This window comes from Nitrospirota bacterium (genome assembly GCA_040755395.1).
GTDB lineage: Bacteria > Nitrospirota > Nitrospiria > Nitrospirales > Nitrospiraceae > DATLZU01.
This window is the reverse complement of the sequence record JBFMAX010000005.1, coordinates 106,929-132,561: the sequence shown is the minus strand read 5'-3', so window position 1 is coordinate 132,561 and position 25,633 is coordinate 106,929. Positions and strand designations below refer to the sequence as shown.

Annotated in this window: 33 protein-coding genes; 18 read left to right on the top strand and 15 right to left on the bottom strand. The window is 61.7% G+C overall.

Annotation, left to right across the window (positions count from 1 at the left end; translation table 11 throughout):
- The first annotated feature begins 85 nt into the window (after window positions 1-85).
- The 7 genes from trpD (at window position 86) to AB1555_10210 (ending at window position 6,431) form a co-directional block, all read left to right on the top strand.
- On the top strand, window positions 86-1,105 hold the full coding sequence (gene trpD, locus AB1555_10240; protein MEW6247077.1) for an anthranilate phosphoribosyltransferase: 1,020 nt from the start codon (window positions 86-88) through the stop codon (window positions 1,103-1,105).
- A 100-nt stretch (window positions 1,106-1,205) separates the two neighbouring features.
- A complete protein-coding gene (gene trpC / locus AB1555_10235) occupies window positions 1,206-2,027 on the top strand; it encodes an indole-3-glycerol phosphate synthase TrpC (protein MEW6247076.1) in 822 nt (273 codons plus the stop codon).
- Window positions 2,028-2,067: 40 nt separating this feature from the next.
- The gene (locus tag AB1555_10230; GenBank protein MEW6247075.1) at window positions 2,068-2,379 is read left to right on the top strand and encodes a hypothetical protein; all 312 of its coding nucleotides are present in this window, start codon (window positions 2,068-2,070) and stop codon (window positions 2,377-2,379) included.
- Window positions 2,380-2,402: 23 nt separating this feature from the next.
- Window positions 2,403-3,035, top strand: coding sequence for a phosphoribosylanthranilate isomerase (locus AB1555_10225; protein MEW6247074.1), 633 nt, complete (start codon window positions 2,403-2,405; stop codon window positions 3,033-3,035).
- Window positions 3,036-3,138: 103 nt separating this feature from the next.
- Window positions 3,139-4,332, top strand: a complete 1,194-nt coding sequence (gene trpB / locus AB1555_10220; GenBank protein ID MEW6247073.1) for a tryptophan synthase subunit beta — start codon at window positions 3,139-3,141, stop codon at window positions 4,330-4,332.
- 135 nt (window positions 4,333-4,467) lie between these two features.
- Window positions 4,468-5,295: a tryptophan synthase subunit alpha gene (gene trpA, locus AB1555_10215; protein MEW6247072.1), complete on the top strand. Its 828-nt coding sequence runs from the start codon at window positions 4,468-4,470 to the stop codon at window positions 5,293-5,295.
- A gap of 68 nt (window positions 5,296-5,363) precedes the next feature.
- Window positions 5,364-6,431, top strand: a complete 1,068-nt coding sequence (locus AB1555_10210; GenBank protein MEW6247071.1) for a GAF domain-containing protein — start codon at window positions 5,364-5,366, stop codon at window positions 6,429-6,431.
- 9 nt (window positions 6,432-6,440) lie between these two features.
- Here AB1555_10210 and AB1555_10205 read toward each other — a convergent pair whose 3' ends face one another.
- From AB1555_10205 to lnt, 7 genes are all read right to left on the bottom strand, one after another.
- A complete protein-coding gene (locus AB1555_10205; GenBank protein MEW6247070.1) occupies window positions 6,441-7,049 on the bottom strand; it encodes a hypothetical protein in 609 nt (202 codons plus the stop codon).
- A gap of 22 nt (window positions 7,050-7,071) precedes the next feature.
- Window positions 7,072-8,214: a conjugal transfer protein TraF gene (traF, locus tag AB1555_10200; protein ID MEW6247069.1), complete on the bottom strand. Its 1,143-nt coding sequence runs from the start codon at window positions 8,212-8,214 to the stop codon at window positions 7,072-7,074.
- Between the two features lie 21 nt (window positions 8,215-8,235).
- Window positions 8,236-8,898, bottom strand: a complete 663-nt coding sequence (locus tag AB1555_10195) for an ABC transporter ATP-binding protein (GenBank protein ID MEW6247068.1) — start codon at window positions 8,896-8,898, stop codon at window positions 8,236-8,238.
- A 114-nt stretch (window positions 8,899-9,012) separates the two neighbouring features.
- Window positions 9,013-10,290: a lipoprotein-releasing ABC transporter permease subunit gene (locus AB1555_10190; protein MEW6247067.1), complete on the bottom strand. Its 1,278-nt coding sequence runs from the start codon at window positions 10,288-10,290 to the stop codon at window positions 9,013-9,015.
- Window positions 10,291-10,292: 2 nt separating this feature from the next.
- Entirely contained in the window at window positions 10,293-11,774 is a 1,482-nt protein-coding gene (gene lysS, locus AB1555_10185) for a lysine--tRNA ligase (protein MEW6247066.1), read from the bottom strand.
- 88 nt (window positions 11,775-11,862) lie between these two features.
- A protein-coding gene (gene prfB, locus AB1555_10180) for a peptide chain release factor 2 (protein MEW6247065.1) occupies window positions 11,863-12,970 on the bottom strand; the annotation gives its coding sequence in 2 pieces (ribosomal slippage) (window positions 11,863-12,900 and window positions 12,902-12,970; 1,107 coding nt in all).
- A gap of 60 nt (window positions 12,971-13,030) precedes the next feature.
- The gene (lnt, locus tag AB1555_10175; GenBank protein MEW6247064.1) at window positions 13,031-14,635 is read right to left on the bottom strand and encodes an apolipoprotein N-acyltransferase; all 1,605 of its coding nucleotides are present in this window, start codon (window positions 14,633-14,635) and stop codon (window positions 13,031-13,033) included.
- A 164-nt stretch (window positions 14,636-14,799) separates the two neighbouring features.
- On the opposite strand from lnt, the gene AB1555_10170 reads away from it, so the two are divergent.
- Window positions 14,800-15,186: an exosortase system-associated protein, TIGR04073 family gene (locus AB1555_10170; GenBank protein MEW6247063.1), complete on the top strand. Its 387-nt coding sequence runs from the start codon at window positions 14,800-14,802 to the stop codon at window positions 15,184-15,186.
- Between the two features lie 38 nt (window positions 15,187-15,224).
- On the opposite strand, the gene def is transcribed toward AB1555_10170, so the two are convergent.
- Complete coding sequence (def, locus tag AB1555_10165; protein MEW6247062.1) at window positions 15,225-15,725, bottom strand: peptide deformylase; 501 nt, start codon at window positions 15,723-15,725, stop codon at window positions 15,225-15,227.
- 6 nt (window positions 15,726-15,731) lie between these two features.
- Entirely contained in the window at window positions 15,732-16,280 is a 549-nt protein-coding gene (locus AB1555_10160) for an ACT domain-containing protein (protein ID MEW6247061.1), read from the bottom strand.
- A 359-nt stretch (window positions 16,281-16,639) separates the two neighbouring features.
- On the opposite strand from AB1555_10160, the gene AB1555_10155 reads away from it, so the two are divergent.
- Window positions 16,640-17,623 (top strand): WYL domain-containing protein, encoded by a 984-nt coding sequence (locus AB1555_10155; GenBank protein ID MEW6247060.1) that lies wholly within the window; start codon window positions 16,640-16,642, stop codon window positions 17,621-17,623.
- Between the two features lie 371 nt (window positions 17,624-17,994).
- Window positions 17,995-18,357, top strand: coding sequence for a hypothetical protein (locus AB1555_10150; GenBank protein ID MEW6247059.1), 363 nt, complete (start codon window positions 17,995-17,997; stop codon window positions 18,355-18,357).
- 74 nt (window positions 18,358-18,431) lie between these two features.
- On the opposite strand, the gene AB1555_10145 is transcribed toward AB1555_10150, so the two are convergent.
- The 4 genes from AB1555_10145 to AB1555_10130 form a co-directional block, all read right to left on the bottom strand.
- On the bottom strand, window positions 18,432-19,034 hold the full coding sequence (locus AB1555_10145) for a nucleotidyltransferase (GenBank protein ID MEW6247058.1): 603 nt from the start codon (window positions 19,032-19,034) through the stop codon (window positions 18,432-18,434).
- Between the two features lie 24 nt (window positions 19,035-19,058).
- Window positions 19,059-19,265 (bottom strand): hypothetical protein, encoded by a 207-nt coding sequence (locus AB1555_10140; protein MEW6247057.1) that lies wholly within the window; start codon window positions 19,263-19,265, stop codon window positions 19,059-19,061.
- A 103-nt stretch (window positions 19,266-19,368) separates the two neighbouring features.
- Window positions 19,369-19,752, bottom strand: a complete 384-nt coding sequence (locus AB1555_10135; GenBank protein MEW6247056.1) for a PIN domain-containing protein — start codon at window positions 19,750-19,752, stop codon at window positions 19,369-19,371.
- Window positions 19,739-20,002 carry a type II toxin-antitoxin system VapB family antitoxin gene (locus AB1555_10130; GenBank protein ID MEW6247055.1) on the bottom strand — a complete coding sequence of 88 codons (264 nt, stop codon included), beginning with the start codon at window positions 20,000-20,002 and terminating at the stop codon, window positions 19,739-19,741. Before AB1555_10130 ends, AB1555_10135 begins: the two co-directional genes overlap by 14 nt.
- Window positions 20,003-20,330: 328 nt before the next feature.
- Here AB1555_10130 and AB1555_10125 point away from each other — a divergent pair, with 328 nt between their 5' ends.
- The 4 genes from AB1555_10125 (at window position 20,331) to AB1555_10110 (ending at window position 21,874) form a co-directional block, all read left to right on the top strand.
- A complete protein-coding gene (locus AB1555_10125; protein MEW6247054.1) occupies window positions 20,331-20,876 on the top strand; it encodes a hypothetical protein in 546 nt (181 codons plus the stop codon).
- Complete coding sequence (locus AB1555_10120; protein ID MEW6247053.1) at window positions 20,873-21,127, top strand: hypothetical protein; 255 nt, start codon at window positions 20,873-20,875, stop codon at window positions 21,125-21,127. The genes AB1555_10125 and AB1555_10120 overlap by 4 nt, the downstream gene beginning before the upstream one ends.
- 379 nt (window positions 21,128-21,506) lie before the next feature.
- Complete coding sequence (locus AB1555_10115) at window positions 21,507-21,701, top strand: hypothetical protein (protein MEW6247052.1); 195 nt, start codon at window positions 21,507-21,509, stop codon at window positions 21,699-21,701.
- Window positions 21,702-21,748: 47 nt separating this feature from the next.
- Complete coding sequence (locus AB1555_10110) at window positions 21,749-21,874, top strand: DUF2283 domain-containing protein (GenBank protein MEW6247051.1); 126 nt, start codon at window positions 21,749-21,751, stop codon at window positions 21,872-21,874.
- 477 nt (window positions 21,875-22,351) lie between these two features.
- Here AB1555_10110 and AB1555_10105 read toward each other — a convergent pair whose 3' ends face one another.
- Both AB1555_10105 and AB1555_10100 read right to left on the bottom strand, forming a co-directional pair.
- Complete coding sequence (locus AB1555_10105) at window positions 22,352-22,768, bottom strand: PIN domain-containing protein (protein ID MEW6247050.1); 417 nt, start codon at window positions 22,766-22,768, stop codon at window positions 22,352-22,354.
- Window positions 22,768-23,034: a hypothetical protein gene (locus AB1555_10100; GenBank protein ID MEW6247049.1), complete on the bottom strand. Its 267-nt coding sequence runs from the start codon at window positions 23,032-23,034 to the stop codon at window positions 22,768-22,770. The genes AB1555_10105 and AB1555_10100 overlap by 1 nt, the downstream gene beginning before the upstream one ends.
- A gap of 396 nt (window positions 23,035-23,430) precedes the next feature.
- On the opposite strand from AB1555_10100, the gene AB1555_10095 reads away from it, so the two are divergent.
- From AB1555_10095 to cas7u, 4 genes are read left to right on the top strand one after another with little or no spacing between them, the layout of a single operon-like run.
- Window positions 23,431-23,661: a hypothetical protein gene (locus tag AB1555_10095; protein ID MEW6247048.1), complete on the top strand. Its 231-nt coding sequence runs from the start codon at window positions 23,431-23,433 to the stop codon at window positions 23,659-23,661.
- Between the two features lie 35 nt (window positions 23,662-23,696).
- Window positions 23,697-24,140: a hypothetical protein gene (locus AB1555_10090; GenBank protein ID MEW6247047.1), complete on the top strand. Its 444-nt coding sequence runs from the start codon at window positions 23,697-23,699 to the stop codon at window positions 24,138-24,140.
- A 19-nt stretch (window positions 24,141-24,159) separates the two neighbouring features.
- Window positions 24,160-24,351 carry a hypothetical protein gene (locus AB1555_10085; GenBank protein ID MEW6247046.1) on the top strand — a complete coding sequence of 64 codons (192 nt, stop codon included), beginning with the start codon at window positions 24,160-24,162 and terminating at the stop codon, window positions 24,349-24,351.
- A 30-nt stretch (window positions 24,352-24,381) separates the two neighbouring features.
- On the top strand, window positions 24,382-25,626 hold the full coding sequence (gene cas7u / locus AB1555_10080) for a type I-U CRISPR-associated RAMP protein Csb1/Cas7u (GenBank protein MEW6247045.1): 1,245 nt from the start codon (window positions 24,382-24,384) through the stop codon (window positions 25,624-25,626).
- Window positions 25,627-25,633: the final 7 nt, after the last annotated feature.

Here is a 25,633-nt window from a genome sequence, read left to right as displayed (position 1 = left end):
GCTGATAGCGAGCAGCCGGGGAAACAGAACTATGCGGTGAGTATCCAGCTATTCGCTACCCGCTGTTGGCTGTGAGCTTATGACCATGATCAAAGACGCCATCGCCAAATTGACGGAGCGGGTGGATCTCTCGGAGAAGGAAGCCGAGGAGGTCATGCTCGAGATCATGAACGGCGAGGCCACGCCGGCGCAGATCGCGGCCTACCTGATGGGCCTGCGCATGAAGGGTGAGACGGTCGACGAAATCGCCGGCTCGGTGCGGGCCATGCGGGCGAAAGCGGTCCGCATTCGCGTCGGGAACCCGTTGGTGGTCGACACCTGCGGAACCGGAGGCGACCGTTCCCATACGTTCAATATCTCGACGACCGCCGCCTTCGTCGTGGCCGCCGCCGGACTGACGGTAGCCAAGCACGGCAATCGGTCGGTGTCGTCCAAGTCGGGGAGCGCCGACGTGCTGGCCGCCCTGGGCGTGAAGATCGATCTGCCGACCGAGCGGGTGGCCGATTGCATCAACGAAGTGGGCATCGGATTTCTCTTCGCCCCTCTTTATCACGGCGCCATGAAGCACTGCGCCGGACCGCGGCAGGAGATGGGAGTCCGGACCATCCTGAATATCCTCGGGCCTCTGACCAACCCGGCCGGCGCCACCGTTCAGGTCATGGGCGTCTATGACGCGGGGTTGACGGAATTACTGGCGAAGGTGTTGGTGCACCTGGGGGCGCAGCATTGTTTTCTGGTCCATGGGATGGACGGATTGGACGAGGTGACGCTGACGGACCGCACGAGAATCTCGGAAGGCAAGGCCGGGGTGGTCTCCAGTTATTACATCGAGCCCGCCGAGTTCGGACTCAAGCGGGCGGCGCTAAAGGACCTGGTCGGAGGCACGGCTCAGGAGAACGCGAACATTACACGCGATATTCTCCAGGGGCGAAAGGGACCCAAGCGCGACGTGGTGTGTCTGAACGCCGCGCCGGCGTTGGTGGCCGGACGAAAGGCCAAGACGCTTCAGGAGGGCTATCAGTTGGCGGAGAGGGTGATCGATAGCGGCGCGGCGGCGGAAAAGTTGGAGCGGCTCATCGCGTTTACGAATAGGCGTGATAGGTGACACGTGATGCGTGACGAGGAAAGAAGGTGCAGACGGCGCAGCATGTCCTAGCTGCTCGTCACGTGTCACGTGTCACGCGTTACGCGTCACGGTTTCTGTCATGATTCTCGATCGAATTTTAGAACATAAGCGGGCGGAGTTGAGACACAAGCAGAGCCGGGGGTACTTGGCCGACTTGAAGGCGAAAATTCGCGATGCGGAGCCGCCGGTGGAGTTTGAGGCGGCGCTGGACGCGACGCGGCGGCCGGACAGTCCCGCGCTGATCGCCGAAGTCAAGAAGGCTTCACCCAGCCTGGGCCTGTTGCGGGAGGAATTCAAGGACAAGTTCGAGCCGGTCGAGATCGCCAGGCAGTACAAGGAGCACGGGGCGTCGGCTGTGTCGGTGCTCACGGACAAGGACTATTTCCAAGGCAGTCTGGACGACCTGCGGGCGGTGAAACAGGCCGTGGGACTTCCGACCTTGAACAAGGAATTCATGATCGGCGAGATTCAATTCTACGAAGCGCGGGCCTGCGGTGCCGACGCCGTGTTGCTGATCGTCGCCGCGTTGGAACGCCGGCAGTTGATCGACTTTTTCGCCTTGGCGCGCGAACTCTCGCTGGACGTGTTGGTCGAGACTCATCGCGAGCGCGAACTCGATACGGTGCTGGAATGGCTGCCCGATGTGCGGATGATCGGTGTCAACAATCGGGACCTCAAGACATTCTCGACGGACCTGGGAGTGACGCTCAGACTGGCCAAACGGATACCCTCGGACAAATTGATCGTGAGCGAGAGCGGCATTCACAAGCGGGACGACGTGCTGCGGTTGCTGGAGGCCGGGGTGCACGCGATGCTGGTCGGCGAGTCGCTGATCAAGGCGGACGACATCGGCGCGAAGATTCGAGAACTCACCGGGGTTCGACAGAACGCAGGTCGGTGAGTCGCGGCGATTCGGCGGAACGGTCGAAGGAGGGATTTCCATGCTGCTGCGCATGGCGTTCGCGGTGAGCCTGTTGCTGGGACTGGCCGGGTGCGCGGGCCAAACGTTGGATGACGCGTCCAAGAAATGGGATGCATGGATCGGAACGACCAAAGACAACCGGGTGCGCGAGTTGGGCATTCCGACGCGGTGCCATGCGTTTAAAGGCGGCGGCGAAGTGTGCGAATGGCCGGTCAAATGGGCCCCCGACACCACCGACACGCTGGCGCTCACGTTCGATTCAAGAGGGATGGTGTGCCAGTGGACCTTTCGCAGCCTGTACGGGGACCGGCACAGTCAAGGATCGTGTTGAGTCGCGCTGAAGAACGGCGGCGCATGGCATGCAAAATCAAAATCTGCGGCATCACCAACGCGCCGGATGCGCTGGCGGCGGTCGAGGCTGGCGCGGATGCGCTGGGATTCGTCTTTCACCGAAAGAGCCCGCGCTGGGTGGAAACGAAGGTCGTGAAGGCGATCGTGTCGGAGCTGCCGCCCTTCGTCCTGCCGGTCGGGGTGTTCGTCAATGAGGACGCGAAGGTCGTGCGCGATCTCATGGATGAGTGCGGGCTGGCGCTCGCGCAGCTTCACGGGGATGAAACCGCCTCCTATTGCGAGCTGTTGGCCCGGCCGGTTTTGAAAGCGATCCGCCTCAGGGATCGCGGATCGTTTCTGGCCTTGGCGGAATTTCAAGGACGGGCGCATGTGCGCGGCTTCGTGGTGGATGCTTTCTCCGAAGAGGCCTATGGGGGCACGGGGCAGACCACCGATTGGAACCTGGCGGCTGAGGCGGCGAAGGCCGCGAAGATCTTGCTCGCCGGCGGACTCACACCGGCCAACGTCGGCGCGGCGATCGAGAAGGTTCGGCCCTATGGCGTCGATGTGAGCAGTGGCGTGGAGGCGAGCCCTGGAAAGAAGGACCCTGAAAAGGTCCGCGCCTTCGTCCGCGCCGTGAGGCGTGCATCCTGTTAGCGCTCACGACACTCCCACCTTTCCTTCCTCTTGTTAAGGGGGAGGTTTCGTGGGGGTTCGCTGATAATTGACGGCCGATAGCTGACCACTGAGAACTCTTGGTATGTCCTCACTTCCCGACAAACGCGGCCGGTTCGGTCAGTACGGCGGCCGGTATGTTCCCGAGACCCTCATGCCGGCACTGCTGGAACTGGAGGACGCCTATCTGAAGGCGCGAACAGACCGCCGGTTCCAGGCCGAATTCAATCACTATCTGAAACGCTATGTCGGTCGTCCGACTCCGCTGTATTTCGCGGAACGGCTGACTCGGAAACTCGGCGGCGCGAAAATCTATCTCAAGCGCGAAGATCTCTGCCACACCGGCGCGCACAAGATCAACAATTCGATCGGGCAGGCCTTGCTGGCGAAGCGGATGCAGAAGCCGCGCGTCATCGCCGAGACCGGTGCCGGCCAGCACGGGGTGGCGGTGGCGACGGTGGCCGCGATGTTCGGGCTCCAGTGCGAGATCTACATGGGCACGGAGGACATGCAACGCCAGGCGTTGAACGTGTTCCGTATGCGGCTGCTCGGCGCCACGGTAACCGGAGTCGATGCCGGCAGCCGCACGCTGAAGGACGCCATCAGCGAGGCCATGCGGGATTGGACGACCAACGTGCGCACGACCCATTACATTCTGGGCTCGGTGTTGGGCGCCCATCCCTATCCCATGATGATCCGCGACTTTCAGGCCGTGATCGGGCGGGAGACGAGAAAACAAATTCTGGCGGAAGCGGGGCGATTACCGGATTATTTGGTGGCCTGCGTCGGCGGCGGCAGCAACTCCATCGGACTGTTCCACGCGTTCGTCGGCGACGCCAAGGTCAAGATGGTGGGTGTTGAAGCGGGCGGGTTGGGCATCGAGAGCGGAAAACATGCGGCCCGTTTTTCCGGCGGCCGGCCGGGCGTGCTGCACGGCACCATGACCTATCTGCTGCAGGATGACGACGGGCAGATCAGTCTGACCCATTCGGTGTCGGCCGGCCTGGACTACGCCGCCGTCGGACCCGAGCACGCCTTTTACCACGACGCCGGCCGTGTCCGGTACACCTACGCGACGGATGAGGAAGCATTGACGGCGTTCGACCTGCTCACGCGCGAGGAAGGCATCATGCCGGCGCTGGAAAGCGCCCATGCCATCGCGGAGGTGGTCAAGCTGGCGCCCAAGCTCAAGAAGAGCCAGATCGTGATCGTGAACCTGTCCGGCCGAGGGGACAAGGACGTGCAGCAGGCGGCGAGAATCAAGGGAGTCACGCTCTAAGGCAGGTGAAGCGTGATCCGTTATGGGTGATGCGTGAAGAGGGTGTCTGAGGCACGGAAGAGCCGTGTGTCTGCGGTTCAAACTTCGGCATTGTCGCGGTACCGTCACGCATCACGCGTCACGCATCACGCGCGGGTGAATCGCCTCGATGCGACATTTCGTCGGCTCAAGGATCGGGGCGAAAAGGCGCTGATCGCCTATCTCATGGCCGGCGATCCATCCTTGGCCGAGACGGAACAGCTCGTTCTGGAATTGGAGCGGTCCGGCGCGGATATCATCGAACTCGGCGTGCCCTTTTCCGATCCGATCGCGGACGGACCGGTGATTCAGCAAGCTGCCGAGCGGGCCTTGCGCAGCGGCACGTCGCTGCGCAAGATCCTTGCGACCGTCAAGGCGCTGCGAACCAAGACGCAAATTCCCCTCGTGCTGATGGCCTACTACAACACCATCCATGCGTGCGGTGAAGCCGAGTTTTGTCGAAACGCCGTCGAAGCGGGCGTGGACGGCCTCATCGTGCCGGATATGCCGCCGGAGGAAGCCGGGCCGCTGGAGGGACCGGCCGAGCAGGCCGGTCTGGCGCTGATCTTTCTCCTGGCCCCGACCAGCACCGAATCCCGCCGCGCCACGGTCGCCAGACGGTCGCGAGGGTTCGTGTACTACGTCTCGCTGACCGGCATCACCGGGGCGAAGCTCACCGACATGAACGAGGTCGGGCGGAATGTCGCCAAGATTCGCCGTATAGCCGAAGCGCCGGTCGCCGTCGGGTTCGGCGTCGCAACGGCCGACGATGCCGCCCGCGTCGCACAGATGGCGGACGGCGTGATTGTCGGCAGCGCCATCGTCCGGCGGATCGGCGAGCGCCTGCAGGATCCGCGGTTGGCCCCAGAGATCGGCACCTTCGTCCGGTCGTTGAAGGCCGCAATGAATCACGCCGTGCACGCCCCACGCACTGCCGAGGGCTAGTCTCTTCCGACCGCTCGTTTCCCATCTTTTGCTTTTCTTTTGCAGACTCTCCTGGTAAGGGAGATGTCATGACCTCGTCTCGACGTTCGAAATCGACAATCGTTCGACCGCGCAAACGGGTGCCTCCCTCAAAGGCGTTGAAGCATTCCTCTCGGCAGGCTCGTCCGTCCGCCGCCGCTCTGGCGGTATCGGCCAAACTCATCGTCACCCTCCAACGACGATTGCTGGAGACCATCAGCAGCGCCGAGGAACGACGGCGCTCTCCGGCCGGTGTCGCCGACATGTTCGTGCGGCTTTTCCACAATCTCACCAAGGTCGGCGGGATCGCCGTGTATCTTCGAGACGAGCAGACGCGGGAGATGCGGGGATTGGCCGAGGCCGGGTGTCCTCAAGGTCCGTTGGCCGAGCAGTGGAGAAGCGTCTTGGAGCGTATCGAGCGCGGCGGTCGCGTGGTGACCAGCGATCCCTTGCTCGTCTATCCGATGAAGCAGATCGGCCGGCTGGACGGACTTTTGGTCGTTCAAAACGGCCAACCCGGCAAACTGTCAGCTCGCGCGATCATCGGTCTGCTCGACGCCGTGGCGCCGTGGCTCGCCGTGGCCTTGGACCATGCCAGGCTGGCGCAGAAGTACGCGCAGAAGATCATCCGTATTCAGTGCCTGGAAGAGGTGAGCGATCTTCTCAACTCGATTCTGGACGAGGATGAAAAGCTTCGGCGCGCCCTCGAAGCGTCGCTCCGCCTGGTGGACGGGGAGGCCGGCGCGCTGTTCCTGGCGGAGAGCGCCGGTCACACCTTCACGGCCGCAGTCGTGGCGGGAGACAAGGCGTCAGCCGCCAAGGGGATACGGTCCGGCATCGCCGAATCCGTCATGCGCGACGGCAAGTCGGTGCTGGTGAAGGATGCGCGACTGGACCCCAGGGTCATGGAGTCGAACGGGTGGGGGGCGCTCTTTCCTGTTCGAACCGTGGTGTCGGTCCTGGTCCGCGTCGGCACCAGAAGCCTGGGAGTCTTGGAAGTCGTGAACAAACGCGGGAACAGGCCGTTCAGCAACTGGGACCTACTGGAACTCTCCAGCCTGTCCAACCAACTGGCCTTAGCGTTGGACCCTGCGCGCCTCAGCCGCGCAGGGTCGTAACCACTCCTCTCACCGCCGTTCCGGCGGCATGAAGCGGATCATCTCCTGGCCGAGTTCCATCGCCACCTCTTTCATATTGGGGCGAAAAAAGATGTAACTCTTGACCACCTGGTGGCGGGCTTTCCACACGATGGCGCCGGTGGCGGCATCGACCAGGCGGAGCCCCAGTCCGACTTTGGCGATGTTGTCGCCGTCCTGGCGGGTGTATTCCCACGCGTTGACCTTCACCACGAGCAACGCGTCCGCTTTCAACGCCTGGCCGATCTTGACCGCCGCCTGCTTGTCCGACTGCCCGGTAGTCTCCATCTTGGTGAAGTACACCACGAGCGCGTCGAACGCGTCCTTGGTCGCCTGGAAAATATCCGTGACATCCTCGGGCGGAACCACCCGCTCGAATTTGTTGCTTCTCATCAGCGCGGCGGCGAGCACTTCCTCCACGTCCTCCCGGGCGGCATCGTATGGACCGGCAAGTTGCAGGATCGCGATCGACTTCGGATGAAACCCTTTTGCGGCCGGGCCTTCCCACACTTCCTGCAATCCGCCGCATCCGGCGAGCGTCATGATCGCCAGCAGCAGGCTCAAACCGAGCCGATGCGACCTCCGTCCGTTCCTATTCATGAGCATCACTCTATCAAGTCCGTTAAAACGTCAGCGACAGCGAGCCAGAAGCCAGTGCGCCGCGCTCGCGAAAATCATATCCGCCGCCGATGTCCACCCGCAAGGCGAAGATCTTCAGGCCGAAGCCGGCGGTGGGCGTGATCGGGGATGCCGCGTCCTCCACGTTTTTCAGGGCGCCCACGCGGAGCGAAAGAAATTCCGAGAACAGCGTCTGTTCGGCGCCCAGACTGAGTACGCGACTTTTGACTCCCGGCAGAAGAGTCGTATTGGAGAGAATATCGCCGTCGAAGCTGATCGTCAAAGAGGGATACGGATTCACCGCCAGGCCGCCGCGGACCTGCCGGGCCAGCTTGAATTCCTGCCCGTTCGGCGCGTCGAAACCCGGTTCGTTGATGTCCTTTGCGACCACGCCCAACCGCAACCAGGACGCGGGACGATAGATGGCCCCCACGTCGATGGCGTAGGCCGTCGAGATCTTCGCCCTACCGAAGTCCTCGAGGACATCGAAATCCGTCTCGGCCCCGCGGATGTTGGTGACGGCGGCGTAGGCCGCGCCTTGAATGAGTTTGCCGGTCACGCCGATGGCGAACGTCTTGTCGGCGAACGCATAAGCATAGGAGAAGGCCGCCTGGCGGGCTTCGAGGCCGTGGAGGGCGAACTGGCCGTTAACGGTGAAGGGAGTTCCTCCTCCACCGCTGATCGAGGCCGGCGTTGAGACGAACGCGCCTCCCGTGGCCACATCCGACACGTTGAATCCGAAGGCGTGATTACCCAAGTTGCCCTTGACATACACTCCCCCGGCTCCGATCCCCGAAACGGTCGAGCCCGGTTTGTTGATCCGGTCCGCAAGGCTTTGCAACCTGGCCTGGTTGCTTGCTGATGTGTCGTTGAGATTGATGTCGTTGATGTCCTTGGCCGTGTCGATGACACCCAGCCGATCGATACCTTGGGCGCTCCCTTGGACGCGAATGTCGAACGTCTTGCTCATCGCCAATCCGGCCGGGTTCCAATACGTCGCCAACGCATCGGTGGTCACGGCGACGCCGGCGCCGCCCATCCCGACGGCTCTCGGCCCGACAATCGCGAATTCCACGGCGGGTGCGCGCAGCGGAATCGCCGCAAGCAAGAGCACGATAGCTCCGAGAGTAAGGAAGGTCCGCTTCATGACCATTCAACCCTCTTTCGCCTAAATAATCATCCCGTCTTCCATGTGAATGATCCGGTCCGCCTGCGCGGACAGTTTTTCATTGTGGGTGACGATCACGAACGTCGTGCCGCGGGCCCGGTTCAGTTCCCGCAACAGGGCGAACAGCGCCTCGCCGGTATGCGTGTCCAGGTTGCCGGTCGGTTCGTCCGCCAGCACCAGGTCCGGTCGCTGCATCAGCGCGCGGGCCACCGCCACGCGCTGTTGTTCGCCTCCGGAAAGCTCGCCGGGTTTGTGGTGCAAGCGATCGCCCAGGCCGACGTCCTTGAGCAGCGTCGTCGCGTCGGCGACGACCTCGGTCTTGGGCCGCTTCTGGATGAGCGCGGGCAGGTACGCGTTTTCCAATGCGGTGAATTCAGGCAGCAGGTGATGAAATTGAAACACGAACCCGATGCGCCGGTTCCGGAACTCGGCTTGCTCTTGTTCCGAGAGGCGAAACACATCTTCGCCTTCGAACAGCACCGTGCCTCGGGTCGGCCGCTCCAACGTCCCCATGATGTGCAGCAGGGTGCTCTTGCCCGCGCCGGACGCGCCGACGATCGCCACCAACTCGCCCCGGCGCAGGTCGAGATTGATGCCTTTCAACACCTTCAACTCGCGCCCGGCCATGGGGAAGGATTTGTGAAGATCGACGACTCGTAACATGAGTAATTGAGTGATTCAGTGATTAAGTGATTGATCAGATCGACGGCGCAGTCCGGCGTCCTCTTGGGAGCACTGCTTCACAATCACTCAATCACTTAGTTACTGAATCACTGGCTATTCATACCGCAGCGCCGCCGCCGGATCGAGTTTGCCGGCTTGCCACGACGGGTACAGCGTGGCGGCGAAACTGATCAGAATGGCCGAGCCCGCCACGAGGATCACATCCACCGCCTGCACGTGAACCGGGATGCGGGAGATGTAATAGACCGTCGGGTCGAAGGTCCAGTACGTCTGGATGAGCCAGAGAAACGCATAACCCAGCGGAACGCCGATGACGGTGCCGGTCAATCCGATGATCAGGCCGTTCAGCATGAAGATGCGCATGATCGCCTTGCGGGTCGCCCCCATCGCTTTCAGGATCGCGATTTCCCGCTGCTTCTCGGTCACGATCATCGTGAGGGTGCTGACGATGTTGAAAGAGGCCACGATGGTGATGAGGACCAGCAGCAGGAACATCATGGTCTTCTCGAGCTTCAGCGCGGAGAACAGATTGCGGTTGAGTTGCATCCAGTCGCGGGCCCAGTAGGGGAAGCCGAGCGCGTGCTCGATATTGCGGGCGATCTCGCCGGCCCGAAAGATCTCGGTGACCTTGACTTCGATCCCGCTGACCGTCGGCCCCATGTTGAAGAATTTCTGGGCCTCGTCCAGCGCGATGTAGGCGAGGGATGAGTCGTATTCGTACATGCCCGATTCGAAGATCCCGACGACGGCGAAGGTGCGGATCTTCGGAATCATGCCGACCGCGCTGATCGAGCCGACCGGCGAGACCACGTTGACCGTGTCGCCGATGAACGCGCCCAAGCGGAGCGACAGCTCCTTGCCCAGAATGATGCCGGGCCTGGCCGCCACCTCGGTGTCGCCGGTCCGGCTGCCTTCCATCGGCTGCGTCACCTTGACCGGGGTGTTCAGATCGAGCAGGTTGCCGCCTCGGAGGTTCTTGGCCAGATCGGTCACACGGGCCTCCCGCTCGGGGTCGATTCCCCGCAAGATGATGCCTTGCACGCCGGTCTGCGAGGTCAGCAGCACCTGCCGCAGCACGAACGGCGTCGCGGCGACGACCTGCGGGACTTCTTCGATGCGTTTCACCTGCGCATCGTAGTCGGCGATCCCATCTTTGGTCCGGTCCTGGACGATGATGTGGGCGGTCGTGCCCAGGATCTTGGCCTGCAGGTCCTCCTTGAACCCGGTCATGATGCCGAGCGTGCCGATGAGCGCCGCCACCCCGAGCGTGATGCCGGCGACCGAGACAACGGTGTTCAGCGAGATGGTTCGGTGGCGGCGCTTGGCCCGAAGGTACCGCAGGCCGATGAAGATCTCGTAGGGGAGCGCCATCGTCACTTCTCCGGCCTGAGTTGGGGGAACAGCACCACGTCGCGGATCGACGCCTGGTCGGTGAACAGCATGACGAGCCGGTCGATCCCGATTCCCTCTCCCGCGGTGGGGGGCATGCCGTATTCGAGCGCGCGCAGAAAATCCTCGTCCAACAGGTGCGCCTCTTCGTCGCCGGCCTCCCGCTGGGCGAGTTGCGCCTCGAACCGTTGGCGCTGCTCGAGCGGATCGTTCAACTCGGAGAAGGCGTTCGCGATTTCCCGGCCGGCGATGTACAGCTCGAACCGATCGGTCAAGGTCGGATCGGAATCCTTGCGGCGGGCGAGCGGCGAAATGTCGATCGGGTAATCGGTGATGAGGGTCGGTTGCTGGAGATGGGGTTCGACCGTCTCCTCGAACATCTCGTTCAGGACCGTCACCAACGGCGCGTTCGGATCGACCTCGACGCCCAGCCGCTTCGCGGCGGCCAGCGCGGCCGCCCGATCGCGCAGGACGGACTGGTCCAGCTTGTTCACCTCCAGGATCGCCTGGTGGTACGACCAACGCCTCCACGGGGGCGACAAGTCGATCTGCCGGCCCTGGTACTCGATCGCGGTCTTGCCCAGCACCTCCCGCGCGAGGCGGACCACCAATTCCTCGGTCAGCGCCATCAAGTCGGTGTAGTCGGCGTAGGCGACATAGAATTCCAACATCGTGAATTCCGGATTATGAATCGTCGAGATGCCCTCGTTCCTGAAGTTGCGATTGATCTCAAACACCCGCGGGAAGCCGCCGACGATGAGTCGCTTCAGATAAAGCTCCGGCGCGATCCGCAGATAGAGGTCCACCCCCAGCGCGTTGTGATGGGTGACGAACGGCTTGGCCATTGCGCCGCCGGGGATCGGGTGCATCATCGGCGTCTCGACTTCCAGGAATCCCCGTTCGATGAGGAACGAGCGGACGCCGGCGATGATGCGGCTGCGGGCGGCGAAGATCTCATGGACGGACGGGTTGGCGATCAAGTCCACGTACCGCTGGCGGTAGCGGGTCTCCACGTCGGTGAGCCCGTGCCACTTTTCCGGCAGGGGCCGCAGCGCCTTGCTGAGAAAGGCCAACGAACGGACTTCGACGGTGAATTCGTCGGTCTTGGTGCGAAACAACCTGCCGGTGACACCGATCCAGTCGCCGAGATCCAACTCCTCGCAGATCCGGTAGGTGTGTTCGCCGAGGAGATCCTTCTTGAGATAGACCTGCAAGCGGTCCGCGCCGTCCTGGAGCACGGCGAAGGCGGCCTTCCCGAAGCGGCGCAGGGCCACGATGCGGCCGGCCAGCGTACAGTCGATGCGCTCCTGCTCCAGCGCCTCCTTGGATTTCCGTCCGTGGCGACGAATCAGGTCGCCGGCGCGGTCCTTCACCTCGAACCGCGAGCCGTAGGGTTGCACCCCGAGCCGGCGGAGCGTGTCGAGTTTCTTGATCCGCTGGAGTCGCTGTTCGTTGAGTTCGTCCATCAATACAACCGTGAGAGGTGATGCGTGACGCGTGACGGATCGGAGATGAAGAAGGTTGTGTCTTGCGCGTGACGTGTCACGCGTCACGTTACTTTGCGCTTGTCATCTGTTTCTTCAGATACGCTTCGATGAATTCGTCCAGATCGCCGTCCATGACGGCCGTGACGTTGCCGACCTCGACGTTCGTCCGGTGGTCTTTCACCATCTGATAGGGTTGGAACACATAGGAACGGATCTGGCTTCCCCAGGCGATTTCCTTTTTCTCGCCGACGATCGCCTGGAACTCCGCCTGCTTTTTCTGTTGCTCGAGCTCATAGAGGCGCGCTTTCAGAATCTTCATGGCGCCCATCCGGTTCTGCAGTTGCGATCGTTCGTTCTGGCATTGCACGACGATGCCGGTGGGGATGTGCGTGATGCGGATGGCCGTTTCCACTTTGTTGACGTTCTGCCCACCGGCGCCGCCGGAGCGAAAGGTGTCGATCCGCAGGTCCTTCTCGTCGATCACGACCTCCACGTCCTCTTCGATCTCCGGATACACGAACACGGAGGCGAACGACGTATGCCGCCGCTTGTTGGCGTCGAACGGCGAAATCCGCACCAGGCGATGCACGCCGGCTTCGGCCTTAAGGTAACCGTAGGCGTACGGACCGGTGATCGAGAGGGTCGCGCTTTTGATGCCCGCTTCGTCGCCCGCCTGCAGGTCCAGCGTTTCGACCTTGAACCCTTTGCGCTCCGCCCAGCGGACATACATCCGCAAGAGCATCTGGGCCCAATCCTGCGATTCGGTGCCGCCGGCGCCGGGATGGATCGCCAGGATGGCGTTGCTGGCGTCCCGTTCCCCGGCCAACAGCAGCTCGATGCGCAATGCGTTGACCGCCGCTTCAAATTGATTCAATTCGGCGGAGAGCTCCCGTTCCAGCTCGGCGTCGCCCGTTTCCTCGGCCAGTTCCACCATGGCGCAGAGGTCGCTATGCCGGCGTTCGATCTCGCGCCAGCGGTTGATCTCCCGCTCGATGGTGGCTTTTTTCCGGCTGAGTCGCGCGGCGGCCTGCGGATCTTTCCAGAAGTCCGGATGCGCCGATTGCTCGTCCAGGGCTTTCAACTCGGAGGTCAATCGAGGGAGGTCAAAGATGCCCCCGCAGTTCGCTCACCTGTTCCCCGATGGTTCGGACTCGCGCACGGACTTCGTCAAGCATATGTTCTCCAATGGCAAGGGGCGAGAGCCAAGGGGCAAGGGACTAGGGGATCGCTCGCCGCTAGCCTCTCGCCGCGCGCCGCCGTCGCCGCTCTGCGGCGACGGCTAAAAGTCCGGTGATTATAACACACCCGTACGCGAACACATCACCGTATCGCGTGTAAAACGTCGGGCGGCGTTGAACGGGAATTGCGCCCGTCACCGCGTCCTCCGTGAAGATCGGCGTGGCCTGGAGGATGCGCCCGGAGGGATCGATGAAACCGGAGATCCCCGTATTGGCCGCTCGGGCGAAGGCCACGCGGTTCTCCACCGAACGGAACACCACCATCCCGAAATGCTGATAGGGAGCGGCCGAGCGGCCGAACCAGGCGTCGTTGGTGATGGTCGCCATGAACTCGGCGCCGTTGGCGGCGAATTCGCGAACCAGGTCGGGGAAAATCACTTCGTAGCAGATCACGACGCCGAACTTGACTTCCGGTCTTCCCTCTCCCCCTTGTGGATGAGGGGCGACTTGCGGGCGTATGGTCAGAATGGTGGGCGTCGTTCCGGCCTCGAAGTCGCCGATGCCCTCCACGAGTTTGTCGAGAAAGAACAGCAGCGAAGAATGCAGCGGAATGTACTCGCCGAAGGGAACCAGATGCTGCTTGTCGTAGCGGCCCATGATCTGGCCGTCGGGCGAGAGCAGATACGCGCTGTTCAGCAGGTACGGACGGCGTTCCAGGCTGTATCGAAGCGCCGGGCTGCCGAACAGAATGGGTGCGCGCGCCTCTCGCGCCATGGCGGTCACTTCGAGCCGGTACTGCGGTTCCAGCTCAAAGAAAAAAGGGGTCGCCGCTTCCGGCCAGATGATCAAATCGGACCGATCGGCCACCTGCGCCGTCAGACGACGGTAGCGCTCCAGCGTCTCCTGACGGTACGCTACGTCCCACTTGTGGGCCTGGTCGATATTGGCTTGCACCAGTCCGATGGACAGTCTTCGGGTGTCGCGGGAGGCCGCGTGCGCGTCCAACACATTCTGTCCATATGCCCATGCGATCGTCACGGCGAGGACGGCGGCGGCCGGCGCCTGCCAGGCAAACCGCACCCAACCCTGGCGGTGGACGCGGGCGAGGAGCCAGATCATCAGCTCGGTCAACGCAAGGTTCACGAGCACGATCAGGAACGACACGCCGTAGACGCCGGTATGGTCCGCGATCTGGATGATCGGCAGCCATTGGTACTGCGAATACCCGAGCAGGGCCCAGGGCAAGCCGGACAGGAAATAGGTGCGCAGCAGCTCGAGCGACACCCAGAGGCTGGGAGCCGTGAGAAAGAGGAGAGACGGAGCCGCCCGTCTGAGCTTCGCATACCCCACTGCGTACAGCGCGACGTATGATCCGAGGTAAGCGGTCAGCAGGACCATCACGGCATAGCTGGCCGCCAGAGGCATCTTGCCGTAGAGATGCATGGCCGTGACCACCCAGGACATGGTGCCGGTGAATCCGATCAGGCCGGCGAGCCAGCCGATTTGGAATGCCTGGCGCGGGGTCGTCGACTCAACGGCAAGATGGAGCGGGATCAGGGCGATCCAGGCGAGGGCGCCGAGATCGAAATCGGGAAAGCACAGGGGAGAAAGAAACCCGCTCGCGCAGGCCAGGAGAATCTGACGCGCGAGGGCTTTGTCCATCGGGCGTACCTTAGCGAAATGGACTTGCCGATGCAACTTCGCTATTGTGGCTGTCAGCTTTCAGCCGTCAGGAATCAGCTTTCCTCCCCCTTTCATGGGGGAGGGCAAGGGTGGGGGTGAAACTGAGTGCTGATAGCTGATCGCTGAAAGCTCATGAGGCGGCCATGATCAAATGCCGGTTACTCGGGTTGTTTGTGTTTCTGCTGGTGGGAGGCGCCTCCGTCGCCCGTGCCGAAGAGCCTCCGATTTGGCGGCAAGCCGGGATGAAGCTCGCGCGCGGTGCGATCAACTTCAGCACCGGCTGGATCGAGTTGCCCAAGCAAATCTATCTGATAAGCCAAGCAGAGGGTTGGGTGACCGGCGCCCTCCGGGGCCCGATTGACGGACTGGGCATGTTCGTCGTCCGCACGGTCGCCGGCGCGTATGAAGTGCTGACGTTTCCGTTTCCCGTTCCGCCGCAGTACCGGCCCATGTTCGAGCCGAGTTTTGTCTGGGAGCAGGATGAGGTGACTGCCGCCGATGGTCCCTCCTCATCTTCTTCCCTTCCCTAACTGCTCTTCGCAAAGGATCTGCCCCGTCACCTTGGTCCTCAAGAGGAGCGGTTTCTTCTCCTGAACAAGTCCGTGCTCAACGACTGGATGCGGTCCAGAAACAGCGTGCCGTTCAAGTGATCCACCTCGTGTTGAAAGGCGAGGGCTTCCAGGCCTGACGTAATGAGCGTTCTCGTACGGCCCTCCGGGGTCACGCCTTCCACGACCGTCCGTCCGTACCGCAGGACATTGCCGGTATAGTCGGGGACGCTCAAACAGCCCTCCCGGATGATGCGTCGGTCATCCTGATCCACGATCCGCGGGTTCAGCAGCACTACCAGCCCGTGGCCGGTCTCGCCTTTCTTGCGCGTCACATCGACCACGATGACTTGGAGCAAAGACCCGATCTGCGGGGCGGCGAGCGCGACGCCGGGCGACGCCTCCAGAGTGTCGAGCATGTCCCGGATGAGGCCCGGCAATGCCGGATCGTCCAACGAGACCGGCTTCGCCACGCCTTTGAGGATCGGATCGGGGTAGAGCAGGATTGGACGGACAGCCACGAGCGGCTACAACCGAACCTGTTCGATAGGGCGAAACGTCAAATCCACGCCCAGCGCCGGCTTCAGCCGTTCGAGGGCCTGTTCGAGTTCGGCCGGCGGGGAACTTTCAGGAAGCTGGATTTCCAAGATCATGACATACACCGGCCGGTCCTCCGAGCCGATCACCCGGGTGTTCATGTCCGTGATGTTGCCGCCGTGATCGGCCACGGCCCGCGCGACCTGCGCGACGATGCCGGGGTGATCGGCGCCGTAGACCGACAACATGAAGAGCGGCGCGTCGGAAACCGGCGTCCGTTCCGCCGCCTGAGCCGGAAGCTCCCGGCAGAGCACCGTCAACTCCATGTGGAAAATGTAGGGAGCCAGGCGCTCGGAGAGGCGATCTGCTGAAAGCCCTTCCGGCAACCGCACCATGACCATCATCGAGAATTCGCCGCGCAGCCTGGTCATGCAGGTATCTTCGATGTTGCAGCCGAGCCGGTAGAGCCCTTCAGCCAGGCCCGCGACGATGCCCGGCCGATCCTGACCGAACGCGGTGATCATGGCGAAGTCGGGCACGCTCAACCTCTCCGGCGCAATGGAACGGGAAAGCGGCGCCAAACTAACAGGGGGGTGAGGAGCGAGTCAAGGCGAGTCGATCCCGTCGGCACCTTGTCCGGTCAAAGAGAACTGAGTATTCTAGCGCGCATTATTTATGACGGTTCGTCGCGCTGCACCCATTGCACCGAAAGAGCAACGGGTACCCGGTAGACGCGTCGTGAGACAGGCACGCGCAGCCACGAGGGAGGGAGGCAGACTTGCAACAGGATGGTGACCGACTGAGGGGCGAGCACGCCTGTCGGAACAGCGTATCCGCGTTTGCAGCAGAAACGTTCATGTTTAATGCGGGCTAGGTCTCTTCGTACGGGAACGTCGCGATGCCGCGCAACGAGCAATTCACCCGCCAGTGGCTCATCGTGCACAAGCTGGCAGCCTCGCGCGCCGGTTTGACCCTGGAAGAGTTGCGCGAGGCGCTGCTGTCGGACTATCTGAAACATCCGCGGACGCTCCGCCGCGATCTCGAGGCGCTGGAGGCCGCCGGCGTCCCGCTGCTCAACGAGCGCGCGGACGGCCGCGTCCGCTGGCGCCTCATGGACGGCTATCGGAACCTGCCGCTGACCTTCTCGCCGACCGAGCTGATGGCGCTGCTGATCAGCCGGCATCTGCTGAAACCCCTCCAAGGCACCCACATCTGGTCCGCGTTGGACTCTGCAATGAGCAAGGCCGCAGCCGTGTTGCCGCCGAGCAGCCACCACTATCTCGGCCAGATGCGGGACATCTTGTCCGTCGGCATCGGTCCGCATAAGCGGTACCAGCGGCACCGCGAGACTATCGATCGTCTGACCCAGGCCATCGACAAGCACCGCACGGTCCAAATGCGCTACTACTCGGCGTCTCGGAGCCGCATGACACGCCGCGAAGTCGATCCGTATCGGCTGTGGTATGCGTCGGGCGGGCTGTATCTGGTCGGCCATTGCCATCTGCGGAAAGACGTACGGATGTTCGCCGTCGAGCGCATTCGATCCGTCACTCTGACGGACCATCCGTATCAAATGCCGCTGGGGTTCGATTTGGACGCCTATGTGCAGGACGCCCTGACCGTCATGCGGGGAAAGCGCATCGATGTGGAACTGCTGTTTGACAAGGCGACGGCCGCCTGGGCCAAGGACCGGATCTGGCATCCGAGCCAGAAACTGACTCCGCTCAAAGGAGGCCGGCTCCGCATGGCGTTGCAGGTGGCGGATACGCGGGAACTGGTCGGCTGGGTGTTGAGCTTCGGCAGCGGCGTCACGGTTGTGCGGCCGGACTCCTTGCGCGGGGCGGTCAAGAAGGAAGCCAAGAACATTCTAGAGGGGTCATAAAGTTGGTCCTCTGAATCGGTCGATCTGGTCTCTCTCGTGCGTGGTCTATCTCGTTTGTTTCGTGCGTGGGACCAGAGAGACCAGAGAGACCGCACAACTTTCTTCGGAGAGTGACCTCGGATGTCACAGTGTGTGGCTGCCGACTCCCCGGCCGGCGCGGGTAAGTGCCGGTGGGCGAAGGAGAATTCTCCGCGTAAAAAATGTCAGCGAAGATGACCTCGCTTGTCACGGACGCATGCGACGCTCGTCGCTAGTCAAATATCCCTCTCCCCATGGGGAGGGCAGGGTGAGGGTCTTCATCATCCCCCCTCTCCCCTTGCGGGAGAGGGGAGGGTGAGGGGAAGCGGAGCGATGGCAGAAAGGAGGCGGCTATGCGAGACGCTGCACTGACGGTGACGATTCTCTTGTTGTGCGTCGCGTCGGCCTGGGCCGAGATGGGATTCGATCCGAAGTACGAGCGGGACTACAACATCTTCAACCCGGCCAGCCGGTATGCGCCTGACAATCCGCTCAATCCCGCCAACGCCTATCATCCGGATAGTCCGTTCAATCCTGCGAACCGATACGATCCCGGCAACCCCGCCAATCCCATCAACAAATACAGCCCGAACAACCCCTTCAATCCGATGAACCGCTATCATCCGGACAATCCGCTGAATCCGGCGAATCAGTTCAACCCCAACGTGCCCTTTGCACCGTTGGACGGAGGCGCCGGTCGGCGGAGCACGCGATGAGGGGCGGGAGAACGGCGTGCGGGACGGCGAAAGAAGGACGGGCTCGGCGGGAAGCGACGGCCGGCACCGGTGGGTTAGCCTTCAGCCCCGGCCGCTCGGAGGACGTAGTGCAGTTCGCCCTGCAAGCCCAACTGGTCGGCCCAGTTCCACAGGTAGCTGAGATCGAGGTGCAGACGCGGGTTCTGGACGATGCTAATCACGTCGTCAAAATCTGTCGGGCGGCCGGCTTTAAGTTTGAGGATCATCAGGTCTTCCGGGCTTACGACGGAGAGCGAGAGCCCATGAAGCTGGATCGTCCGTGTCCGTGTCAACGCCTCGCGTTCATGTCGGTCTGAGGCATGGATAAGATCGAGCGGGTAGTCGGGATGACGCTGCGAGACAAAACGAGTGACCCTGGTTTCGGCCATCGGATTGGCCGCCTGCCACTGCTGATTGACGGTGATACCAGACGATGACAGCCGAGCGATGAGCCGTTCCTTGGCATCCTGATCGACAAGGATGAGCAGATCAAGATCGTGCGTGGCTCTGGGCCGGCCCCAGGCTCCGAGAGCCGCAGCTCCGATGAGACAATGCGGAACGGACAGTGTGGAGAGATCAGCCAGGACGTTGGTCAAAAGAGACTGCAGGCCGGGTGGAAGGGGTGACGCTGGCTCTTCACGGAGATCGTCGGTCTTCACGCCGTTACCAAGGCAGGAGGAGGATCATGGCTTCTCGGACTCGGCCTCTGGTGTGTGGGAATAGAGCGCGGCCGCAAAGGCTTTGGCTAAAGCAAGATGTTCATCCGACAGGCGGCAACATAGGAGAATGCCTTCCTCCGGCGTGGAAGGATAGTCCGAGGGGCTGATCTGCGCCGCGGTCACATGAAGCTTGCGCAGCCAGATGGGAGGATTCGCGGGGTCGAAGGCCATGGCGGCGATTGTACCGCACCCGGACGGAAAGGCAAAGCCGGCCGACGCCGGCCTAGACTGGCTCCGGTCGTGGCGTCGCGAAGGCCGGTGTCTGTGCCGGCATCTACGCGGGAGAGTAGAGATGGAGCCCTGGAATCTTTTTGAAGTGGGCGTCCAGACTATGCACAGGGCAGTCCCGCTCGATGGCTAAGGCGGCGATGATCAGGTCCGAGAGCGGCAAGGTCACCCCTCTGCGGAGCAGCGACGCCGAAAGAGTGCCGGCCTGCAACCAAGTGGATTGAGTCACTTCATAATACGGCAGGGCAAGCAAGGCATCGGAGAGCGAATGGCGTTCGGACGAAGTTCGGCAGCCCTGGAGCAATTCGGCCAAGACCACGCCGACGAGAGCAATCTCGTCAGCGTCGATGAGTAAGTCGAGGACCGCTTTCTCCGGCGAATCCGGGCGATTAAAGAAGGGAATCCGGACGGAGGTATCAGCGATGACCATGCCGGCGGCGTTTCAAGGAGGCTTGATGGCGGATCTCGGCCTGTTCCAGTTGTTTCCAATCCAGGTCGAGACGGATCTTGCCGCTCAAGGCCTTGAGCTGATCCAGCTTCTTCCTGCGGATCAATTCCGCTGCCGCCCGATGGATCGCCTCGGTCTTGGTCTTGGCGGATGTCGCCTCCATCAGTTCACGAATGAGTTTCTCGTTGAGATCCAGGGTCGTCCGCAAGAGCATCCCCTTCGTGATATGCATGCATCGTATGCATAGGGCATGCAGATGTCAATTGCCTTGCCGGAAATCGGGTGGAGTCGGAACTTAGGAGGGGGTGGGGTTTGCCATGAGCGCAGTCGAAAGGGACGGGTGGGAGAGCGAAGCTCCCCGCCTTGGTCAGGCAGGGGCAAACCAATAATCCCTCTCCCCGGGTACCCGTTGCTCCGCCGGCTGCAACGGGTGATGGAGAGGGTGGGGGTGAGGGGGGACGTGCCAAGGGCCTCGGCAAAACCGCCATGGCGGGGCCGGGGTGGCTGTGGCGGCGAGAGGGCACGTCTACGCAAAGGCATATGAGGACTGGTCGGCGCCCATGAGCGAAGAACTGGAGGTGTTGAAGTTGGTCACGCGGCGGTTGGCCGATGCGGGCATCCCCTATATGGTGACGGGCTCGATGGCCGTCAACTTCTATGCCGTACCCCGGATGACCCGGGACATTGACCTGGTGGTCGAGATAGACGAGCGTGTGGCAGATCACGTCGTGGCCCTGTTTCAGGACGAGTTCTACGTTGACCGCGAATCGGTGCAAAGCGCCGTTGAGGCCAGGGGGATGTTCAACATGATCCACATGGCCTCTGTGGTCAAAGTAGACCTGATTGTGCGAAAGGACACCGAGTACCGGCGTACGGAGTTCGCTCGCAAAAGGCGGGTGTCGCTGGAAGGCCAAGAGTTGTTCATCGTGGCGCCCGAGGACCTGGTCCTCTCCAAGCTGGAGTGGGCCAAAGACAGCCGGTCTGAGGTGCAGCTTGGCGATGTGCGCAACCTCCTGGCGAGCGTTCCGGATCTCGACAAAGACTATCTGGCGCGATGGGCCGACCGGTTGAGCGTGGGAGCGCTGTATCGCGAGGTCTGTTCATGAAAGACACGTCACCGGAGATCGAGCGACGATTTCGAGAGATGCTGCTGGCCCGCTCAGGCGAAGAACGACTCAAGATGGGCTGTTCGATGCACCAGTTTGCCCAACTGCTGGTGCGGGCGTCGGTGCTGGCGAGGCACCCCCAGGCGACGCCTGCTGAACTGCGCCGGGAATTATTTTTGCGCTTCTATGGGCAAGAATTGAGTCCAGACCGGCGCCGAGCGGTCTTGTCTGCATTGGAGACTCTTGGATGAGTCCGAGGTGGGAGTTCCAAGAGTAGTTCACGCGCGCCACCGGCCATGAACCCTATCCGTTTCAGATCCGCTTCGCCTGCGGGGACTGGCTCCACGACGTGGTGCCTGTATCCGGTTACATAAATCCCTCTCCCCTGGCGGGAGAGGGCGGGGGCGAGGGGGCCAACGGAGCCCCCTTCAACTTTTTACCCTCGTCCTGTGAGGAAGAGGGGGCAGGTGAAAGGTTAGTTGTGGACCTGCTGACGAGGCTGGGGAGGATCGCGATAGCGATGCCGGGGTGGCTGTGGCGGCGAGCCCGGCGAAGAATCTCAGCCGCAGTACCATGTACGCCGTATGCCGTGGCGGGGATGTCGGCAGCTAGCCAAGGATGGTCGGTAGGATGAAGTCGATCCGCTTCACAAGCCATGCCGAGGAGAAGTTTGCTATTCTGCAGGCGCACGGCTGTGCGGTGACCCGAGAACAGGTGCTGGAGACGCTCCGCCATCCTGCCACCGTTGCCGAAGGGTACAAGGGGAGGCGGATTGCTCAAGGGACGCTCAGCCTGAATCATCTTCTGTGTGTTTGTGGAAACTGAGACTGAGTTCGTCATTGTCACATTCTATCCTGTGCGGAGAGCACCCTATGAAGGTGCAGTATAACCGCGAGAACGATGTGCTGACCATCCATCTGTCCGAGGGGACGATCGACCACGCGGAAGAGACGGATGGCGTAATCGTTCATTTCTCACCGGATGATCGCCCTGTGTAGCTGGATGTGCTGGATGCCAGCCAGTTTTTGGCGCGGCTCACCAAAATCACCGCGCCGGCCGAACCAGGCAAAGTTGTGCCGCTGTAAGGGGGAAGCCAGGTTGGAACGGGCGCGATCATCGAGTGCTTTCCCTGACTTATCGAGCGGTCGTCGTGCATGTCAATTTCTGCGCGGAGAAGCGGGTAGTGTGAGGGACCAAGTAGGCGGAGGCACTCAAACTGAGCGGAAACTATGAACGACGGCACGAGCAAACAGTTCGCAAGCTGGTTCCAGCGGGCCACGGGCCACGCGCCCTATCCGTTCAAAATCCGCTTCGCCTGCGATCCGACTCTCCTATCATGCCCCTCGCCCCTCAGGGGAGAGGGTGGGGGTGAGGGGGCCCTCTGAATCCCTCTGCCCTTGCGGGAGAGGGCAAGGGTGAGTGGGCCAGCAAAGCTCCCCGCCTTTGTAAGGAGGGGCTGGGGTGGCGGCGGCGGGTTAGGTCAGCACTGTCAGACCGAGCCCGCGAAAGTCTTCGTCGAAGGCCAGACAGGGTACGTCATCCAGGAGCGTTGTGACCACAACGAACGAGATCGCATCACAGAAGGACAACCGATGATCCCGCCCATATTGTCTGAAGATGGCCTCGGCTTCCACCCTGGCGCGGTCGCCGTAACGAATGATCCGCAGCCCCGGCTTGACCTCATCGAGAAACACCAGTGCAGCCCGAAAGTCGCGACGGTAGCGAAGCAAGGTGATGGTTTCGCTGACGATGTCCCAGGTGGAGCAAAACACCGTCCCGGACGAGGCGGCTTCAGCGACCAGCGCCTGTGCGCGGAAATGGTTCACATCCTTAGGGTCGAGGCAAGCGTAAAAGAAAGAAGTGTCGCAGAACGCTTCCGGCGGCAGCGCCATCAGCCGGTCACCCGTTTGCGTCCGTACAGGTGCTCTTTGACGTGCAACGACACGTCGGTCTTGCGGCCACGGCGTTTAGGCAACCGCGTCATTAACTGCAGCAGCTTTTTGGCGGCGGCGCCGGGGTCCGGTTCCGGCTGGACCGCACGCAATTCCGCGACGACTTCGTCATGCACAGTAATCTGGACGCTTGCGCCGGCGTCTCGCTGCACCCGACGAACCAGCGCCGGCAGCCGCTTTCGCGCTTCGCTGATCGAGAGCTTCATGCTGGCCTCCGGCAAAATGTGACCGGAAATGTACAACGGTGTACAACAGGAGTCAATCAGGAGTTGACTTCATCTGTCCCAGTGGGGCATTCATCCGCTGGTTCCACCAGGCCACAGGCTATGAGCCGTATCCATTCCAGGTCCGCGTCGCCTGCGAGCCTAGACTTCTCTTACATCCCCCTCCCCGTGCGGGAGAGGGGGTGGGTGAGGGGGCTCCTTGGAATCCCTCGCCCCCGGCGGGAGAGGGGATGGGTGAGGGGGATTCGAATAGTGCGGGCCTTTTGGTGGACGTGCCGACGGGCTTGGGGAAGATCGCGATAGCGATGCCGGGGTGGCTGTGGCGACGGAAACGGGATCGCCCCGACATCTCACACCTACGCATGAGGTTGGAAGACAATGCCGGACCATGACTCACAAACACCGCCCATCAACTGGCGGTTGACGAGCTTCGAAGGCGCGCGCCGCGAACAACTCCGGCGCTGGGCGCAATTGCCGTTGGAAGTCATCCTTCAGGCGATCGAGGAGATGGGAGACCTGTCCCGGCAGTTGGGGACGGCGCCGGCCATCGACCATGAGGAAACACCCGAAAACCATTGGTGTTCTGAAGGCCAGGGGAAGTGCAAATGACCTACCGGCACATCGCAACGAAGAGGAGGTCGGCCATGCATTCGAGGATGATGATGTTTGGATGCGCGCTCGTGCTGGTAAACATGGCATCGATCGCAGCGCAGCCTGTTGACATTGGTGAGTTGAGCGCCAATCCCTTCCGCCCCGAATCGATCGCTAACCTTTTCGGGGCAGGGTCCCCCTTCGCGCCCAATGGCGTCAACAACCCGTTCAGTCTCTACGGGAGCCCGTTCAGTAATCAGTCCGCCACCAATCCATACGCCACTCAGGCGCCCCGGCTCTATGACCAGGAGGGCAACTACCGCGGCAAGCTCAGCGCCAACCCCTACGATCCGGACTCGACCTCTAACCCACTCGGCAGATACGGCTCGCCGTTCTCGCCTGACTCGATCAACAACCCTTACGGGGCGGGCAGTCCATTCCGGTTCGATTCGCCCAACAATCCCTACGGCAATGGCTGGCGGATCGAGGGGCGGTAATTCAGCAGACGGGGACTATATGAAGACTATGAAGGTCGGCAACGGGGAACAGTTCTCTCGCTGGTTCAAGCAGGCCACGGGACATGAGCCGTATCCATTTCAAATCCGCTTCGCCTGCGATGCGGCCTTGCCCGAATTAGTGGACGTGCCGACGGGCTTGGGCAAAACGGCGATGGCAGTTTTGGGCTGGTTATGGCGGCGGGGACATTGAACAGCTTTCGTAAAGACGAGGGAGGCGCACATGGCTAATTCATTGACTTTGAGCAAGCTTCAGGAGGCTATTGCTGGCAACCACGCTGCGATACGGCTGATCGTCCGGCTCCAGCCGGCTGGTGGCCCGGGAAGCAAGGTGTTTCCACCAACCCATTCTGGCGGTGTGTATGCGTGGGAAAGACGGCGACTTGCCAATGGGGAAGTGGTCGAGACGGTGCTCCTCGATTCTGTGCAGTCTCAGGCCAATCGCATGGAGCAAGCGCTGCTCGAAGCGTGTCGCGCGAAAAAACTCAAGCTGCCGATGCTGCGGGTAGATTTCAGCAAAGAGTTTCCGGACATCGGCGTCATTACAACCCTTGATGCGCCGCACCGGATCGCAGACGCGATCTTTCGAGACAGCATGCTGAATGGGAAGAAGTTTCGGGACTCGGATATCGGGCAAGCGTTCGTTCAAGCCAATATCCGCAACGCAACGGCGTTGTTTCAGCACTGCCCACATGCACTGATCTTCGGGGTGTGGGATTCCACCGGATCGAAGGGCGGCCTTGGCAACAAATTCCAACGCGCGGTCACTTCCGAGATTATCGGGATTCGGGCTGAAGAAGGCGTTCGCACCAGTTCCAGGATTGATCCATTAGGGATCACAAAAGCCGCCGAGGTGTTTGAGACTGACGATGGGGATTGGACTCTTGACTCTGCAAGGGCCAAAAAGACCGAGAGGGGAGACTCAAAGAAGGCCAAACCGTCCGATTTCGTTCACGGGAATATCCCACCGGATTTTTCGCGGTATGACCAGAAACAGAACAAAGGTCCTCTGCGAACGATGTACAAAGAAATCAGGGACGGTGATGTCTTGCCAGGAGGGGTCACAATTGATCATGCGATTCAGACGACTGTCCTTTCTTTCCCTGCGCTCCGCCGGCTCCGCTTCCCACTGAATGGAAAAGAAACGGAAGAAGGCAACGCCGTTGCACGTACGGTGCTCGCCGCGCTGGCATTGACAGCGATCGCGCATCTACGTGAGCAAGGCTATGATCTCCGGTCTCGATGCCTACTGATTCCCGAAGGCGACTCGCCATTCGAACTTATTGCGAACGACGGCACAGTCGAACCTTTCTCACTCAAGTCAGCCGAAGCCGATGCTCTCTTCGCAGAAGCTGTGAAGCTCGCGACACAACTGCTACCTTGGCAGGAGGAACCGGTTTCTCTTACTCCAGAGAAGAGACTCGTAGAACTGGTTCGCAAGAGTCGGGAAGCTAAGAGCACCGAATAAGAGTGAT

Bases quoted from the DNA above. Each gene is read 5' to 3' on its own strand.
- trpD (MEW6247077.1), top strand. From the start codon at position 86: ATGATCAAAGACGCCATCGCCAAATTGACGGAGCGGGTGGATCTCTCG.
- trpC (MEW6247076.1), top strand. From the start codon at position 1,206: ATGATTCTCGATCGAATTTTAGAACATAAGCGGGCGGAGTTGAGACAC.
- AB1555_10230 (MEW6247075.1), top strand. From the start codon at position 2,068: ATGCTGCTGCGCATGGCGTTCGCGGTGAGCCTGTTGCTGGGACTGGCC.
- AB1555_10225 (MEW6247074.1), top strand. From the start codon at position 2,403: ATGGCATGCAAAATCAAAATCTGCGGCATCACCAACGCGCCGGATGCG.
- trpB (MEW6247073.1), top strand. From the start codon at position 3,139: ATGTCCTCACTTCCCGACAAACGCGGCCGGTTCGGTCAGTACGGCGGC.
- AB1555_10210 (MEW6247071.1), top strand. From the start codon at position 5,364: ATGACCTCGTCTCGACGTTCGAAATCGACAATCGTTCGACCGCGCAAA.
- AB1555_10205 (MEW6247070.1), bottom strand. From the start codon at position 7,049: ATGAATAGGAACGGACGGAGGTCGCATCGGCTCGGTTTGAGCCTGCTG.
- traF (MEW6247069.1), bottom strand. From the start codon at position 8,214: ATGAAGCGGACCTTCCTTACTCTCGGAGCTATCGTGCTCTTGCTTGCG.
- AB1555_10195 (MEW6247068.1), bottom strand. From the start codon at position 8,898: ATGTTACGAGTCGTCGATCTTCACAAATCCTTCCCCATGGCCGGGCGC.
- AB1555_10190 (MEW6247067.1), bottom strand. From the start codon at position 10,290: ATGGCGCTCCCCTACGAGATCTTCATCGGCCTGCGGTACCTTCGGGCC.
- lysS (MEW6247066.1), bottom strand. From the start codon at position 11,774: ATGGACGAACTCAACGAACAGCGACTCCAGCGGATCAAGAAACTCGAC.
- lnt (MEW6247064.1), bottom strand. From the start codon at position 14,635: ATGGACAAAGCCCTCGCGCGTCAGATTCTCCTGGCCTGCGCGAGCGGG.
- AB1555_10170 (MEW6247063.1), top strand. From the start codon at position 14,800: ATGATCAAATGCCGGTTACTCGGGTTGTTTGTGTTTCTGCTGGTGGGA.
- AB1555_10155 (MEW6247060.1), top strand. From the start codon at position 16,640: ATGCCGCGCAACGAGCAATTCACCCGCCAGTGGCTCATCGTGCACAAG.
- AB1555_10150 (MEW6247059.1), top strand. From the start codon at position 17,995: ATGCGAGACGCTGCACTGACGGTGACGATTCTCTTGTTGTGCGTCGCG.
- AB1555_10140 (MEW6247057.1), bottom strand. From the start codon at position 19,265: ATGGCCTTCGACCCCGCGAATCCTCCCATCTGGCTGCGCAAGCTTCAT.
- AB1555_10135 (MEW6247056.1), bottom strand. From the start codon at position 19,752: ATGGTCATCGCTGATACCTCCGTCCGGATTCCCTTCTTTAATCGCCCG.
- AB1555_10130 (MEW6247055.1), bottom strand. From the start codon at position 20,002: ATGCATATCACGAAGGGGATGCTCTTGCGGACGACCCTGGATCTCAAC.
- AB1555_10125 (MEW6247054.1), top strand. From the start codon at position 20,331: ATGAGCGAAGAACTGGAGGTGTTGAAGTTGGTCACGCGGCGGTTGGCC.
- AB1555_10120 (MEW6247053.1), top strand. From the start codon at position 20,873: ATGAAAGACACGTCACCGGAGATCGAGCGACGATTTCGAGAGATGCTG.
- AB1555_10115 (MEW6247052.1), top strand. From the start codon at position 21,507: ATGAAGTCGATCCGCTTCACAAGCCATGCCGAGGAGAAGTTTGCTATT.
- AB1555_10110 (MEW6247051.1), top strand. From the start codon at position 21,749: ATGAAGGTGCAGTATAACCGCGAGAACGATGTGCTGACCATCCATCTG.
- AB1555_10105 (MEW6247050.1), bottom strand. From the start codon at position 22,768: ATGGCGCTGCCGCCGGAAGCGTTCTGCGACACTTCTTTCTTTTACGCT.
- AB1555_10100 (MEW6247049.1), bottom strand. From the start codon at position 23,034: ATGAAGCTCTCGATCAGCGAAGCGCGAAAGCGGCTGCCGGCGCTGGTT.
- AB1555_10095 (MEW6247048.1), top strand. From the start codon at position 23,431: ATGCCGGACCATGACTCACAAACACCGCCCATCAACTGGCGGTTGACG.
- AB1555_10090 (MEW6247047.1), top strand. From the start codon at position 23,697: ATGCATTCGAGGATGATGATGTTTGGATGCGCGCTCGTGCTGGTAAAC.
- AB1555_10085 (MEW6247046.1), top strand. From the start codon at position 24,160: ATGAAGACTATGAAGGTCGGCAACGGGGAACAGTTCTCTCGCTGGTTC.
- cas7u (MEW6247045.1), top strand. From the start codon at position 24,382: ATGGCTAATTCATTGACTTTGAGCAAGCTTCAGGAGGCTATTGCTGGC.